The organism is Planococcus beijingensis, assembly GCF_016820615.1.
GTDB lineage: Bacteria > Bacillota > Bacilli > Bacillales_A > Planococcaceae > Planococcus > Planococcus notacanthi.
This window is the reverse complement of the sequence record NZ_JADHDZ010000001.1, coordinates 702208-716638: the sequence shown is the minus strand read 5'-3', so window position 1 is coordinate 716638 and position 14431 is coordinate 702208. Positions and strand designations below refer to the sequence as shown.

Sequence of the window (14431 nt, the reverse complement as noted above, 5' to 3'; positions counted from 1 at the left end):
TAATCAATCCCAGTCGTCATCGTCATCATCATCATCAAAATCCGAATCGACTTTCAGGATAGAACCGTCTTTTGCATTGACGTCGACGTCATGTTCTGAGCGTCCATCTTTGATTTCGATTTCGTAATAAGCAAATCCGTCATCCGTTTCGAGTTCAAATCCTTCCACAGTCCCGCTTACGACCGCCAAAGCCGATTCAATCGCTTTATCCGAACCGATCAAGTCTTTGTTTGAAACTGCCTGATTGACTGATTTGCTGTCTGCTGTCTTTGTGCTTGCCGGTGAAACTGCTGTGCTGGATTGCTTTACATCATCATTTCTGTCTTTTTCGCGTTTATGTTCCAGCACTTCTCCTGTGTAGGCGTCGAATTCAAAATCATATTCATACCCTTCAAAGTCGACATCCACTTCGTAATGAGCTCTACGGTCATCTTTGTCCAACTCGATATCAGTAATGCGTCCATTTGCCAACTCCAATGCTTTTGCTGAGATTTCTTCAAAGCTGAGCATTTCTTCAGGTGTTGATAATTTCTGCACTTCGTTGGTCACCGTTTTGGCTGCCGGATTGGCTGCCGGCGTTTCCGAGTTAGCCAAAACGATGCCCCCAAAAGCTAAAACCCCTGCTGCGACTGGAATGTAAATTAATTTCTTCATGTAATTTCTCCTCCTCATTTGTTGTTACTCTTACAATAACCTTCTGTTCTGAGCAGAAGATTAAGGGTTTATGAGAATTTGATGAGAAATCCATGATAGTGTTCTCAGAGTCAATCGTCCCACTCAACGGTCATGGTATCCCCGCGGATCGCATGAATCTGGATTGTTGCTTCCTGGTCAGTTTGTTCATTCTCAATTTCAACCAAGTAGTATCCGCCGTCTCCAGTTTCTACAAACTCAGCTTCTTGCACTTCGCCGGTCAATGTTTTTTTAGCCAGTTTGATCGCGGCGTCTCTTGTAATGATTCTTTCAGGTTCGGCTTCCGGTTCTTCTGCAGGCGGTGCCGCTTTAATCGGCTCCTGGCTGATTTTCCGTACCTCTCCTGTTTCCGCAGATAAGATGACCGTCGAAACTTGGGTTTCTTCCTTTACCTTGACCTCGTATTCATTGCGCTCTTTGTTATAGTTGATGTCGTCAATCGTACCCGAAGCATTCTTCAACGCCATTTCCTGTGCTTGTTGTTCCGTCAATTCCTTAACTGTTTCTGTTTTATTAAGCAATTCCATGGTCTCCACTTGCCCGTTCTGACGGTTGACCAAAGCCAGATAACGTCCATCCGGCCGCACGAATTCGACCCGGTAAGCATCGCCTTCTTCTATAGTCTGTTCCACTTTCCCCCCGTACAGGCTGATTACGGTTTCATTGGCCTGCTTTGCTGAAATATCAGGTCCAGAACGAGGAAACAGAAGAAAAGCCAAAACCCCTACTCCAAACAAGATTGTCGCTGACGCCATCAAAATCCATTTTCGCATCACAATCCCTCCTGCTTCGAGTGTACTTCATCAACATTAAAATTCTCTGAGAAAATGATGGATACTGTCGTACCAAGCTGTTCAATGCTTTCCAGCTCGATTCGGACTTTCAAGGAATCGGCTAGTTGCTTCGCTAACGAGAGCCCTAAACCAAACCCGCCAGTTTCACGGTTTCTGGCTTTATCGACTCGGTAAAAACGTTCAAAGACATAGGGCACAGCTTCTTTTGGAATGCCGATTCCCGTGTCGCGAACCTGGATGATGGTGTCACCGTTCTTTCTGGCCACCACTTCTACTTTTTCCGAGCTGTATTTTCGGGCATTGTCCAACAGGATATACAGCAATTGCTTAAATTTCGCGATATCGGTGACGACTGGCAGAGACTGCTCACTTGTGATCAACTTGAATTCACGGTCGTAGGAAGTGTTCATGGCAGTGACGGTCTGCTCCAATAGGTCAAGTGCATCCACCTGTGTCCACTCCACCTGGGATTCGCTTCGGCGGGCAATGTGCAGCAATTGCTCGATCAACGCCTTCATGCGATCGGTTTCTGCACGGATGGCGGCCACACTTTCTTCCGCAATTTTTTCATCCTGCATGCCCTGCCGCTGCAGCAGCTTGGCGTAACTTCCGATGACTGTCAGCGGTGTCTTCAGTTCATGCGATGCATTCGAAACAAACTCTTCCTGCTTGGAATAGTTTTCTTCCAATAGACTCATCATTTCATTGAAGGTATTGCCCATCTGCGTCAATTCATCCTGAGACTTCCCTTCTATCGGAAGTCTTTCAAACTGGCCATTGCGCTGGATGCGTGTCATGGTATTCGTTAAGTTGGTGATTGGCTGTGTCACGATTTTCCCCAGAACGACACTGGAAATGACAACTGGAATCATCGCCAGCAAAGTTCCCGCAATCAAAACTAAACGAAGCGTATTCAAGTTATTGGTCGTTTCCCGCAATGACTGCGCGACCGTCACTTCCGCCACTTGGCCATCTGTCCAGATAATCGGCGCTTTTACATACGCAAAGCGCTCGTCATCCACTTTCACTGTTCCGGACTGGCCTTCCAACTCTGCAGGAAGTTTCACAGTCACTGTCGGAGATTGAATAGGTGAAGGCTGCTTGCCTTCTGGAACTGTGACCTTCACAAGTCCGTTGACAGGCACATACGCTCGCAGTACATTGCTCGGATCTGTTGTTTCAGTTTCATTGAACTTCGCCACAAGAGCGTTTGTTTCCGACTGCAGTTGATTGACTTCCGATGAATACGTCAATTGGCTGAACGAAAAATAAATGACAAAAGCCAGCACCAGTAAAATAACCAGCATCAGTAAAGTGGAGGAAATGTGGATTTTATTTTTCAGCTTCATGGCCTTGCTCCTTCAAGACATAGCCGACTCCGCGAACCGTCTGGATGTAAGTCGAGTTTTCACCAGCGTCCACTTTCTTCCGCAAGTAACGGATATAGACATCAATGACGTTGGTGTCGCCGTAATAATCATAGCCCCACACTGCATTCAACACTTGTTCGCGGCTGAGCACCTGCTGTGGATTTTTAATCAGATACAGCAAAAGATCAAATTCCCTCGGCGTCAATTCGATGGCACGGCCGTTACGTCTGACGTCACGTGTGCTTTCATTCATCTCCAGCTCCTGGAAACGATGGAGTGAAGAATTGCCGTTGCCATTCACCAAGCGCAAGCAAGCACGGATCCGGGCCAACAATTCTTCTATTTCAAAAGGTTTGGTCACATAATCATTTGCCCCTAAATCCAATCCGGCCACTTTATCTTTCACATCGTTTTTAGCCGTCAATAAAATAACCGGAATCGTTGCATCAGAAGAACGGATTCGTTTTAAGACATCCAGTCCATGAATTTCCGGCAACATCAAATCGAGCAGCACCAAATCCCAGTCCTGTTCCCGAAATTGAATCAATCCTTCTGATCCTGTATGGGCAACCCCTGTTTCATATCCTTCAAATTTCAATTCCAATTCCAATACACGTGCAATGCTTTTCTCATCTTCCACAATTAAAATGCGTTCTGCCACTGCAATCACCTCTTGATACTTATAATAGCAGATTTAAGAAAAGCGCAAGTGCCCATGTAGCTCTGCCGGGCATAAGACGGAATAGCAGTGTGGCGTTCTTTGCCACGCAGCTGGGCTGGCTTATGACCCAAAGAGCTGGGCACTGGAGTCTGGACATCAAGAAAAGCGCAAGCAGTCGTTTAGCCCTGACAAGCGCTGGAAGCCTTCCCGGTAATGGCGTTCTTTGCCATTGTCGGGAAGGCTGAAGCGACTCGAGGGGCTGGCTGTTGGAGTCTGGATATCACGAAAAGCGCAAGCAAGTAGACAAAAAAGAAATAAGCGACCTGAAGGCCGCTTATTTCAATACTGTCTTGATCCACTTCGCTTTGTTTTTATAAGGCGGGAAGACCAGGTTCGTTGATAATTTAGTTGATTTCTTGAGAATCGATTTGGCATGCGTAAAGGTTTCAAAACTGGATTTTCCATGATAGGAATTGACTCCCGATGTACCGATGCCGCCGAATGGCAAGTACGAGCTGCCCACGTGAGATACCGTATCATTGATGCAGCCACCCCCAAATGGCAATTGATCAAGGAAGAACCGGACAGCACGATCGTTTTCAGAGAACAAGTATGCCGACAAAGGTTTCGGCAATTTACGGATTTGGCGCAACAGCAACGGAAGATCCGTATATGTGATGATCGGCAAAACCGGTCCGAAAATTTCATCTTCCATCGACGGGCTGTCCCAATTGACATTGTCCAGAAGAACCGGTTCGATATACAAATCATCGCGGTCCATTTTGCCGCCGTAAATGACGTGGTCAGCTTCCTTATTCACAATGTCCGCTAAGCGGTCAAAATGCTGGGTGTTGACGATGCGTCCGTAATCTTTGCTCTGCTGGGCGTCTTTCCCGTAGAATTTCTGTATCGTTTTCGTCAATTTTTTCAGGAATTCATCTTTAATCGATTCGTGCACGCAAATATAATCAGGCGCTACACACGTTTGGCCTGTGTTCATTAGTTTCCCCCAGACAATCCGTTTGGCAGCCAGGTCCAAGTTCGCCGTCTGGTCCACAATCGCCGGGCTTTTGCCGCCAAGCTCCAAAGTTATGGGAGTCAATCGTTCCGATGCCGCTTTCATGATGACTTTCCCGACATTGACGCTGCCCGTGAAGAAAATATAATCGAATGAAGCATGGATCAGCGCCGTCACTTCTTCACGTTCGCCTTCAACCACACGAATGTAATAGGTGGGAAACGTTTCTTCAATAATGGTGCGGATGATTTTCGCCACATGAGGCGTTGCTTCAGATGGCTTGACCACTGCACAGTTTCCGCCGATAATAGCCCCGATCAATGGCTCCATCACCAATTGGAACGGATAGTTGAAAGGACCGATAATCAGGACAGAGCCGTATGGTTCACGGATGACAAAGCTTTTCGACGGCTGAAGATGAATCGGCGTCTTGACTTGTTCAGGCTTCATCCAGTCTTCCAAATTTTTCGCCATGCTGCCGATGCTGTCGAGCACAAAGCCTACTTCGGTTGCATATGCTTCAAATTCACTTTTGCCCAGGTCTTTCTTCAAAGCTTCAATTACGTCGGTTTCATGGGATTGGATTACGCTTTTCAAGCGATGCAATTGTTCAATCCGAAAGTCCGTTGATTTTGTGGCGCCCGTATAATAATAATCACGTTGTTCTTCAATCATCTGTTCTACGTCATTTGCTGTAAAATTCATTTTCCAACCTCCTTCAAGTCTTTTCATTATACCAATGGAGTTCTTGAATTCAAAAAATGAACACTTATTCAGTCAACAAATAATCGATATAGCGTTGGATGACCAGGCCTTCTTCAAAATCAACCAAAAGAGTTGATTGATTGTTCATTTCTTCGAAAAGCGACGGGACATTTTCAAATCCACTGATCAATTGCCGCTCTTCCCCTTTTTTCTCTTCATAAAGATCTGACCAATTCTCCAGTGTCAGAACCCCTGTTTCGCCATAAACTTTAAACTGCAAGTTTTCTTGTTGCCCGATGCCGCTGATGCCCGTCAGCAGAAATGGAGTCTGATCCTGAGTCAAGCCATGTGCAATCAATCCTGTTTCGCATTTTTCATCGTCTTCCGGATAGGTGATGTGGTGGGAAGTAAACGACAACTCACCAAAAAGACGGTTCATCAATTGAAAATAATGGGGAAAGACTTCACGGACAAAGCCTCCCTGGCTTCTTGAAGCTATCCATGGATTTTGTTGCCACAGCCTCGGCCAATCCGGGAAAAAGGTCTGGAGCTCAATCCGCAAGACTTTTCCAATCTGTCCGCTCTTGATGCGCTTGGCCATTTCACGGATTTCCGGTCTGTACATCAATGGAAAATGCATTGCCGTGTGCACACGATTGTCAGCAACAGACTTGACCATCGCTTCTCCATCGTCCACGTCATGAGCCAATGGTTTTTCGCAGAGGATATTGATTCCCGCACTGGCTGCCAGTTCAGCGATTTCCGAATGAAAGGCGGGCGGTGTCGCAATGTATACCCAATTGACCTCTGAATGCAATACGTCCTCTACTGATCTTGCTGCAGGGATTCCATAGGCTTCGCTGATTTCTTCGAGGCGTTCTGCCTGCTGGTCATAGACCATTTTTATTTCCACTTGTTTTTCCTGCTGAAGCTGTTTGATGATGCGTTCACCAACAATTCCTGTTCCAATGATGCCAATTGAAATCATAAAAAATCTCCCCTTTTATGGCCTTTCGGCTTTTTTATGCCCTGTGTTTATCAGTGTAACCTTTAGGGGTATAGAATAGTCAAACAATACCATTACATCCTGAGGAGGAAACAACATGAATGAACAAACGAATTGGTGGGAGCCTATTTTCACAGGACAATTAGAAGTAGGCGTCAATAAAGAAAAGTTAGAAAGCGTTACGGAAGAATCTATTTTATACTATGAAGAAACTTCAAATCAGACGGAGTCAGCTTTTTAATTGCTGAAACTTACACACGACTTTTGCCGCTGCAATACATAGAAAACGCCTTATTCAATTTACAATTGATTGAGGCGTTTTATTATGCGGATCTCCAGGACAGTTATAACTGAACCCAAATCCGCAAACCGCTATCGCATTGCCAGAAAGCCTAATTATCCATATAATAATGGAAACGAAAGCAGGGATCCTATGAAACTAAAACTTATGCTGATGGCCTTATTCTTTCTTTCAGGATGCGGCATGCTGGAATCGACTGATACATCCGGCACAACCGACCGGATCGATGTGGAAGTGACGCAGGTCATTGATGGCGATACCATAAAAATCATTTATGAAGGCGAAGAAGTCACTGTCCGTTACTTATTGATGGATACGCCGGAAACCAATCACCCGCGCCTGGGTGAACAGCCTCTTGGCAAAGAAGCGACAAAAGAAAACAAACGGCTGATCGAATCAGGCGATGTCTCGATCGAGTTTGACGTCGGCGACCGTTTTGACGATTATGACCGCTTGCTGGCTTATATCTACGTCGATGGCGAAAGTGTTCAGGAACAGATGCTGGAGTCTGGACTGGCCCGGGTTGCCTATGTCTTCCCTCCAAATACCCGTTACCTGGATGATTTTGAAAAAGCGGAGCAAATTGCCAAGGACGAGGAAGCAGGGATTTGGCAATACGAAAACTATTCCACCGACCGGGGCTTCAATTCAGAAGCATTTGGACAGGAATCTTCCGGAAATGCCCGTTCCTCCACTGAAGAGCCAATAGCCGGCGATTGTGAAATCAAAGGAAATATCAACCGCAACGGCAATAAAATCTATCACATGCCGAGTGATTCTTCTTATGAACAAACCAATCCCGAAGAATGGTTCTGTACAGAACAAGAAGCGCAAGACGCCGGTTTTAGAGGAGTTGGACAGTAGGACAGCAGTTCTTTAAGAGGCTTTCTTCCGGCTGTGTCGTCGATGAAATACAGCGTATTTCCGCATGCCCTGACAGTGCTCCGGGCGGGACGGATAAAGGGAAATACAGCGCTTATTTTTCTTCTCCAAAAACTATTGACTTTTTCCGTGGACAAGCTATACTTATATTTGTCCTGGAAATTGAGATTCCTTAGCTCAGCTGGGAGAGCGCTACCTTGACAGGGTAGAGGTCGCTGGTTCGAGCCCAGTAGGAATCATATAGTATGATGAAGAACCGCACAGCCATTTAGGCTGCGCGGTTTTTTTGTATCACAAAAAACGGGATGCATAAAGCTCCCGCACCAAATTTGAAATCCTATTCATCTTTATCTTCAACATCAAAACTGCATCAAAAACAGCAAGGCGATCCCCAGTAAGTTCATCCCGTAAAAATAAAAGCCATCTTGAAAACTTATGTGCTCTTCACCAAAAAAATACAAATTCATCCGCTTCATTTTATCATCCTTTTTTGTCACTTTTTTAGGCCATGCCTGCTGGTTTAATCCACCATCACAATCGACACGATTTCATCCACGGGCAGTCTGCGTTGCTTGAATGGATCCTCATAAATCAGCATTCGAGTTTTCCCATCAATGCTTTTAATCTTCCCCCTGTGTGCCTCGATGGCACCATCTTTCCAGCAGCGGATGAGAACTTCGCATTGCCGTTTCAGCGCAATCTCCATCTCTTCCTGAATCAGCTGCAAGTCGTCTCCGTTCAACTCGGGTTTTGGCACTTGTTCGTCTTTCTCGTACCATTCCCGGATCATTTCGACATGTTCTGGCAGCATCAAGGCTGTCCATTTAATGTTTCCGCGATCTTTAATATCGCCGACTGTCTTTAAATACTTATTGCGTTTCATCGGACCACCCCTATTCTTTGTTGTGTCCGCCGATCAATTTTGTCCGCGCTATGGCGGTGCCCGCCTGTGTGCCCGAGATGCCCCGGTAGATAGCCGAATAGCCATACTTTTTCCGGATGGCATCCATGGCACTCCCTAAGCGCCTGTTTTCAAACTTCCTTTCATCGAACAGACTTAACTGCATCGACGCCTCTTCTTCCAGATTGCTGATGGACAATGAAATCTGGCGAACCGGTTTATGTTGGAAATGCTCATGAAAAATCTCCTGGCAGACGCGATAAATTTTCAGCGTATCATTCGTTGCTTCGTCAATAGAGCGCGAACGGGAGAATCCGCCGCCGAATACGGACTTGCTGTAAACAACACTCAAGTGAATTGTCCGCCCCATGCGGCGAGCTTTACGCGTACGCATCCCAACATCTTCACACATTTCCAGAATAATCGTCATGATGTCTTTTTCTTCTATGTAATCGCGATATAAAATCTGTCCTTTTCCGTAACTGACCTGTCCCTCCACCAAAGGCGCGCCTAAATCCGACAAGTCGATGCCATTGGCGTGTTGGTGGAGTTGATTGCCCATAATCCCAAAGCGCTCCTCCAAAAGCGAGACATCTGTACAGGCCAAATCTCCAATACAAAAAATCCCCATGCTGTTTAAGGTCTTTTCCATCCGAGAGCCGATGCCCCACATTTTACTGAGAGGCGCTACTGGCCATAACTTTTTTGGCACATCGGCATATGTCCAATTGGCAAAACCCGTTTCTTTCGCCTCCAAATCGAGAGCCAACTTTGCCAGCAGCATATTTGGCCCTCCCCCCACCGAAGAAGGCAGTTTGAAACAGTCCAGCAATTTCTGTTGGATGCGGCGCATTGTCTGTTCAGGAGGCCCCCACAACTTCTCTGTCCCTGTCAGTTCAATAAAACTCTCGTCTACACTGTAAACATGAATCGATTCTTTTGGCACGTAGCTGCCCAACAGCTCAGTAATAGCCATCGATTTTTCCAAATAAAGCTTCATTTTAGGCTCAATCAGCAAAATATCCGGATGGTTCGGAATTTCAAAAAGCCGTGTGCCGGTTCTCACACTAAAACGCTTTTTCATCATAGGTGATGCCGCTAAAACCACACTTCCTTTCCGTTCCTGGTTTCCCACCACTGCAAGACAAACTTCCAACGGATCGAGTCCCAGTTCTACCGCCGAGACGCTGGCATAGAAACTGCACATATCAATACAAAAGATATGACGTTCTGGCAATTCAAGTGCTTTCATCACTCTCACCTCTCGAAAGGGAACGTATGTTCTTATTCTATACCACGATGATCGTAACGGCAATCCTTTTTAAAAAAATAAACTTCTGCCATGCGGTTCACTGGCTCTGGACTGCATAGCAGAAGCGATATTCTAAAGAAAATCCAACAGATCCTATGCTTCAACTATAAAAAAAGATTTAAAAAAATTGAATGCCCCGCCTTATGGATCATTCAATTTTCTAACAACTTTACATTTGCCGGTATGCGTATTATGATAAGTGCAGTAAAAGATTTGACATCCATCATTCTTATCAGCGCACCGGAAAACAGTTGGAAATTGCTGTTCCCGATTTGCAGGAATCAATGGGTGCCAAACCCACTGCAAGCTTTAGGAACAAAGTTTGCTTTGAAAAAGTCATCGCCTTCGGGTGATGGCTTTTTTCGTTTTTTCAGCTAAAAGAAAACCGGCCAGGCATCAGCCCGACCGGTTTTTTCATAGTTTATTATGCTTCTACAGTTTTGGCAGGCTTTTTATCGCGCGCCAGCCACTGGATTCCAAATAGAATAACAAAGGCAATGGCACCAATCGTATCAGACAAGCCCTCCGGATAAATCAAAGCTAATCCGGTTGCGAATGCCAGGATGCGTTCAAGCCAGTTCAGCTTGCGGTACCAATAACCGATCAATCCTGCTCCGATGGCAATCATCCCTGTCAATGCTGTAATCAGTACCCAGATCAGCTCAGGCCAAGTGGTATCGATCATCAGCAGAGCGGGTGACAACACAAACATATACGGAATGATAAACGCCGCGGCCGCCAATTTGGCTGCAATAAAACCAGTCTTGATCGGTTCGCCACCTGAAATCCCTGAAGCTGCAAATGCTGCAAGCGCAACAGGCGGTGTAATATCGGCAATGATCCCGAAGTAGAACACGAATAGATGGGCAGATAAAGCGACCACCAGCGGTACTGCCGCTCCAACCGGCTCATCCATCATCAACAACGTGATAATGGCTGGTGCCGCTATCGTAGAGGTGATGACATAATTGGCAGTTGTCGGTGACCCCATTCCGAGAACAATCGCTGCCAGCATGGTGAAGAACAAGGTCAGCAGGATATTTCCTCCTGAAGCTGAAACCAGCCCATTTGCCAGACTCAGGCCAAGGCCGGTCTTCACAACGACGCCGACGATGATTCCGGCGGCGGCTGTTGCCGCTGCAACAGCTAAAGCCGTTCGTGCCCCATCAACAAGCGCTAAAATGATATCTTTGAAGTTCAAGCGTGTTTCTTTATTAAAAGCACTGACGAAAATCGTCAACAGAATCCCGTAAAGTGCTGCCTGCATGGTTGGAATGCCGATCAACAAGAAAACGATGATGGCGATAATCGGCAGCAAGAGATAAATCTTTTTCAAAACTTCCTTGCGGTTTGGCATTTCTTCAGGCGAAAGGCCTTTCAGTCCAATCCGCTTGGCTTCAAAATGAGTCATGATCCAAACTCCTGTGAAATACAAAAGAGCCGGTATTGCAGCTGCTTTCGCAATTTCCCAGTAGGTAACTCCTCCGATAAACTCCACCATCAGGAAGGCTGCAGCACCCATGATCGGCGGCATCAATTGTCCGCCTGTCGAAGCTGCTGCCTCTACGCCTCCGGCAAATTCCTTCTTATATCCCAGTTTTTTCATCATCGGAATAGTATAGGAACCTGAAGTTACTACGTTGGCCACAGAACTCCCGGAAATGGTCCCCTGCAACGCACTGGAGAAGATGGCCACTTTCGCAGGCCCCCCAGTCAAATGACCGGCCAAGGATACAGCCAGATCATTGAAATACTGTCCGACCCCGGTCTTCACCAGGAACGACCCGAACAACAGGAACGTAAAGATAAAGGTGGCTGAAACGCTGATTGGCGTTCCCAGTATGCCATCTGTGGTATAGAACATGAGCTGGACGATCGAATCCAGATCCTGTCCTCTATGGCGCAGGAAGCTCGGGAAGTAAGGCCCGAAAAAGGCATAGGCCAAGAATAAACTGGCAATGACGGTAATCGGCATACCCACGGCCCGCCGGGTTGCTTCAAGCGTCAGCAGGATCGCTAAAATCCCGACAATCAAATCCAATTCAGTGACCCGTCCGAGACGGAACACCAAATCATCATACATGATTGGCCAGTAGGCAGCTACGCCAATTGAAAGCAGCGCCAGAATATAATCATACCAGGCCACTTTATGCCGGATTCCTTTGCGCTTTCTGGCCGGGAATAATATGAAGATCAAAGATAATGCAAACCCTAAGTGGACAGACCGCTGAATATAAGCGGTATATTGCCCGAAAATAGCGGTATAAAGCTGGAATAAAGAAAAAGCTAATAACCCGAAAAAGACCACATGCTTAATGATTCCGCTTAAATCCCGCGTATTGGATTCAGGATCGTATTTCTGTAGAATTTCCTTCTGTTTTTCTTCCGAGATGTAAGATTCATCTTCCGGCGGAAGCTTTTGCTGTTCGCGTTCTTCTGGAGACAATTTATCGCTCATCAATTCTCACTCCTTGTCTTAGTTGAAACAGGGATAAGCGTTCTACCCTAAAAGTATACGACTTCCCTCTTTCAAGCGTTTTTTTCAAATCAATCTTCTGTCCTTTTGTTCTGAATGATAAACCGGCATCCACATCTCCGACGAACAGCCGAAATTCGGGCAGTTCCCTTGTCATATTCTTGATAAAGTATTTACCGTCCTTTTCGACAAAGGTCTCGCCTTCTCCTGCATTTGAGGGCATGCCGATATTAAAATCTTCATATTCAAGCTCTGTCATCATTAAAGCGTTATCCTCGATCACTTTATAACTTTCAATGACTTCTGACAAATGGATCGAATGGGTATAGATCAATTGGAAAAACCGGCTTTTGACCGGCACATAAGCCGTTATTTTTTCAGTCTCGTTATCGGTAAACACATAATTCTTCTGGAATGGGGTGAATGCGATCAAGGAGCTGATTAAGATGAGGGCAATCATTAACGGAAGAAACTTCTGTATCCGGGGAAACTGCATCGTCCATTCTCCTCCATCTTTAAAACAAAGAACTGACGGCAGAGCTTTCGCTTTACCGTCAGTTGTTCGCTCATTCAATTACTTTGCTTCGTCGAAATACTTCTGTGCTCCAGGATGGATATCGATTCCGATTCCATCAAGAGCCGTTTCAGCTTTGATCAATTCCGCTTTAGCGTGCTGGATTTGATCTGTGTTTTCATAGATCGCTTTAGTGATGTCGTACACCAAGTCTTCTGAAAGTTCGTTTTGTACCACTAACATAGCCAATACAGAAACAGTCGGAACTTCTTCAGTCAATCCGTAAGTGCCGGATGGTACAACATCATTTGCATAGTAAGGATATTTTTCGATCAATGCATCCGCTTTATCCTGTTCGACAGGTACAATCACTACGTCTGAAGTTGCGCTAAGGCTTTCAACAGCGCCTGTCGGTGTCCCGGCAGTGATGAATGCCGCATCAATTTGTCCTGACTGCAGGCTTTCTTGTGATTCCCCAAAATCAAGATTTTGAGCATCGATGTCTTCCATCGTCATGCCATGGATTTCCAGTAATTGTTCAGCATTAATATAAGTCCCAGATCCAGGGGCACCTACAGAGATTTTCTTCCCAGCCAAGTCATCAAAAGAAGCAATTCCTGAATTTGAAGTTGTGACCAATTGGATGGTTTCCGGGTAAAGCGCACCGATAGCGGAAACGGTATCAATCTTTTCCCCTTCGAACATGTTCGATCCTTCAGCTGCGTAGAAGGCTGTATCCGTTTGAACAAACGCAATCTGCGCCGCTCCATCAGCAAGTGCAGTCATGTTTGCAGCGGAAGCCTGGGAAACTTCAGCAGTCGTGTCCAAGCCCGTTTCATTTTCAACGATCGTAGCCATCGCGCCACCAAGCGGATAGTATGTTCCTGTTGTTCCGCCCGTCAAGATGCTGAGGAATTCGGGATCTGAAGCCCCGCCACCGCCTTCTCCTTCGGTTTCTGTTGCTGCGTCATCTCCACAGCCTGCCAAAAATACAGATCCTGCAAGAGTTACTGCAGCAAATAAACCAAATTTCTTCTTCAACATAAAGTGACCTCCCTTTGCTCAATTCTTATTTTTTGTTTCCTTTTCATAATAGCATGTCTTTCTTACTACTTTCAATGCATTTCAGGAAATACAACCGCTTACATAGAGAAGATTTAGAAAACTCGAATCAATTTTCAGCACCTTCTACATGAGTTTCAGGAGCTGTTTCTTCCGGCGGCAAATCTTCAAAAGTCCGCCCTTGTTCTTCAAGGTCACGTGTCCTGTGGGCAATCCGTGCCGATGCACATGCCGCAACACTTGCTACCAGGTCATCCAGGAATGTGTGGACTTGGCCGCCATATTTCGTATCAAGCTTATGGATAATTCCAGTTTTGTTTTTGTCCAAATGGCCGAATGTGGTTACAGCGATGCTTCCATAAGTCAATACTGCACCTAAACCGATCATTTCATCGACTCCGAAAAGCCCTTCGTCTGCTCCCACGATCTGCTGGAGTGGACGGGATAACTTCCCTTGTTCTGCCAATTCATCCAACTCAATTCCCACGAGCAGGGCGTGCTGCATTTCACGTTTGCGCAAAACACTTTCAACGGATTCCATGCAATGCTCAATTGTCAGTCCTTCATTGAAAGGCAACTGCATATCCAAAACGATTTTAGCTATGTCTTCATTGGTGACGCCTCTTCGCTCCAACGCCTCGTGCGTCGCTTTCGTCACTTCGTCCGAATGTACTCGAAATCTTCCGCCATCCATAATCAAAAACCCCTTCCTTCTATAGTCTTGGTGTTCTTTTCC

The 14431-nt window shown here is 45.9% G+C and carries 14 protein-coding genes and 1 tRNA gene; 3 read left to right on the top strand and 12 right to left on the bottom strand.

The window, feature by feature from the left end:
* Positions 1 to 3 precede the first annotated feature (3 nt).
* From IRE19_RS03320 to IRE19_RS03295, 6 genes are all read right to left on the bottom strand, one after another.
* Positions 4 to 654, bottom strand: coding sequence for a PepSY domain-containing protein (locus IRE19_RS03320; protein ID WP_203339333.1), 651 nt, complete (start codon positions 652 to 654; stop codon positions 4 to 6).
* A 110-nt stretch (positions 655 to 764) separates the two neighbouring features.
* Positions 765 to 1466, bottom strand: a complete 702-nt coding sequence (locus tag IRE19_RS03315) for a PepSY domain-containing protein (protein ID WP_203339332.1) — start codon at positions 1464 to 1466, stop codon at positions 765 to 767.
* Positions 1466 to 2836, bottom strand: a complete 1371-nt coding sequence (locus IRE19_RS03310; RefSeq protein WP_203339331.1) for a sensor histidine kinase — start codon at positions 2834 to 2836, stop codon at positions 1466 to 1468. Before IRE19_RS03310 ends, IRE19_RS03315 begins: the two co-directional genes overlap by 1 nt.
* Positions 2820 to 3518 (bottom strand): response regulator, encoded by a 699-nt coding sequence (locus IRE19_RS03305; RefSeq protein ID WP_203339330.1) that lies wholly within the window; start codon positions 3516 to 3518, stop codon positions 2820 to 2822. Before IRE19_RS03305 ends, IRE19_RS03310 begins: the two co-directional genes overlap by 17 nt.
* Positions 3519 to 3852: 334 nt before the next feature.
* Complete coding sequence (locus IRE19_RS03300; protein WP_203339329.1) at positions 3853 to 5241, bottom strand: aldehyde dehydrogenase; 1389 nt, start codon at positions 5239 to 5241, stop codon at positions 3853 to 3855.
* 64 nt (positions 5242 to 5305) lie between these two features.
* A complete protein-coding gene (locus tag IRE19_RS03295) occupies positions 5306 to 6229 on the bottom strand; it encodes a Gfo/Idh/MocA family protein (RefSeq protein WP_203339328.1) in 924 nt (307 codons plus the stop codon).
* Positions 6230 to 6344: 115 nt separating this feature from the next.
* Between IRE19_RS03295 and IRE19_RS03290 the strand changes: the two genes are divergently transcribed.
* From IRE19_RS03290 to IRE19_RS03280, 3 genes are all read left to right on the top strand, one after another.
* On the top strand, positions 6345 to 6488 hold the full coding sequence (locus IRE19_RS03290; RefSeq protein ID WP_191713897.1) for a hypothetical protein: 144 nt from the start codon (positions 6345 to 6347) through the stop codon (positions 6486 to 6488).
* Between the two features lie 192 nt (positions 6489 to 6680).
* On the top strand, positions 6681 to 7412 hold the full coding sequence (locus IRE19_RS03285; protein WP_203339327.1) for a thermonuclease family protein: 732 nt from the start codon (positions 6681 to 6683) through the stop codon (positions 7410 to 7412).
* Between the two features lie 184 nt (positions 7413 to 7596).
* Positions 7597 to 7669 (top strand) — tRNA-Val (locus tag IRE19_RS03280).
* Between the two features lie 281 nt (positions 7670 to 7950).
* On the opposite strand, the gene IRE19_RS03275 is transcribed toward IRE19_RS03280, so the two are convergent.
* The 6 genes from IRE19_RS03275 to IRE19_RS03250 all read right to left on the bottom strand — a co-directional run bounded on the left by IRE19_RS03275 (position 7951) and on the right by IRE19_RS03250 (position 14389).
* Positions 7951 to 8313 carry a YolD-like family protein gene (locus IRE19_RS03275; RefSeq protein WP_203339326.1) on the bottom strand — a complete coding sequence of 121 codons (363 nt, stop codon included), beginning with the start codon at positions 8311 to 8313 and terminating at the stop codon, positions 7951 to 7953.
* Positions 8314 to 8323: 10 nt separating this feature from the next.
* A complete protein-coding gene (locus IRE19_RS03270) occupies positions 8324 to 9583 on the bottom strand; it encodes a Y-family DNA polymerase (protein WP_203339325.1) in 1260 nt (419 codons plus the stop codon).
* A gap of 484 nt (positions 9584 to 10067) precedes the next feature.
* A complete protein-coding gene (locus IRE19_RS03265; RefSeq protein WP_191713893.1) occupies positions 10068 to 12101 on the bottom strand; it encodes a TRAP transporter permease in 2034 nt (677 codons plus the stop codon).
* Positions 12091 to 12615: a DUF1850 domain-containing protein gene (locus IRE19_RS03260; protein WP_203339324.1), complete on the bottom strand. Its 525-nt coding sequence runs from the start codon at positions 12613 to 12615 to the stop codon at positions 12091 to 12093. Before IRE19_RS03260 ends, IRE19_RS03265 begins: the two co-directional genes overlap by 11 nt.
* Positions 12616 to 12693: 78 nt before the next feature.
* Positions 12694 to 13677: a TAXI family TRAP transporter solute-binding subunit gene (locus tag IRE19_RS03255; RefSeq protein WP_203339323.1), complete on the bottom strand. Its 984-nt coding sequence runs from the start codon at positions 13675 to 13677 to the stop codon at positions 12694 to 12696.
* 127 nt (positions 13678 to 13804) lie between these two features.
* Positions 13805 to 14389: a phosphatidylglycerophosphatase A family protein gene (locus IRE19_RS03250; protein WP_203339322.1), complete on the bottom strand. Its 585-nt coding sequence runs from the start codon at positions 14387 to 14389 to the stop codon at positions 13805 to 13807.
* Positions 14390 to 14431: the final 42 nt, after the last annotated feature.

Excerpts from the sequence above, each read along its gene's own strand:
- IRE19_RS03320 (WP_203339333.1), bottom strand. The coding sequence starts at position 654 with ATGAAGAAATTAATTTACATTCCAGTCGCAGCAGGGGTTTTAGCTTTT.
- IRE19_RS03250 (WP_203339322.1), bottom strand. The coding sequence starts at position 14,389 with ATGGATGGCGGAAGATTTCGAGTACATTCGGACGAAGTGACGAAAGCG.
- IRE19_RS03290 (WP_191713897.1), top strand. The coding sequence starts at position 6,345 with ATGAATGAACAAACGAATTGGTGGGAGCCTATTTTCACAGGACAATTA.
- IRE19_RS03295 (WP_203339328.1), bottom strand. The coding sequence starts at position 6,229 with ATGATTTCAATTGGCATCATTGGAACAGGAATTGTTGGTGAACGCATC.
- IRE19_RS03285 (WP_203339327.1), top strand. The coding sequence starts at position 6,681 with ATGAAACTAAAACTTATGCTGATGGCCTTATTCTTTCTTTCAGGATGC.
- IRE19_RS03265 (WP_191713893.1), bottom strand. The coding sequence starts at position 12,101 with ATGAGCGATAAATTGTCTCCAGAAGAACGCGAACAGCAAAAGCTTCCG.
- IRE19_RS03300 (WP_203339329.1), bottom strand. The coding sequence starts at position 5,241 with ATGAATTTTACAGCAAATGACGTAGAACAGATGATTGAAGAACAACGT.
- IRE19_RS03260 (WP_203339324.1), bottom strand. The coding sequence starts at position 12,615 with ATGCAGTTTCCCCGGATACAGAAGTTTCTTCCGTTAATGATTGCCCTC.
- IRE19_RS03315 (WP_203339332.1), bottom strand. The coding sequence starts at position 1,466 with ATGCGAAAATGGATTTTGATGGCGTCAGCGACAATCTTGTTTGGAGTA.
- IRE19_RS03275 (WP_203339326.1), bottom strand. The coding sequence starts at position 8,313 with ATGAAACGCAATAAGTATTTAAAGACAGTCGGCGATATTAAAGATCGC.
- IRE19_RS03310 (WP_203339331.1), bottom strand. The coding sequence starts at position 2,836 with ATGAAGCTGAAAAATAAAATCCACATTTCCTCCACTTTACTGATGCTG.
- IRE19_RS03270 (WP_203339325.1), bottom strand. The coding sequence starts at position 9,583 with ATGAAAGCACTTGAATTGCCAGAACGTCATATCTTTTGTATTGATATG.
- IRE19_RS03255 (WP_203339323.1), bottom strand. The coding sequence starts at position 13,677 with ATGTTGAAGAAGAAATTTGGTTTATTTGCTGCAGTAACTCTTGCAGGA.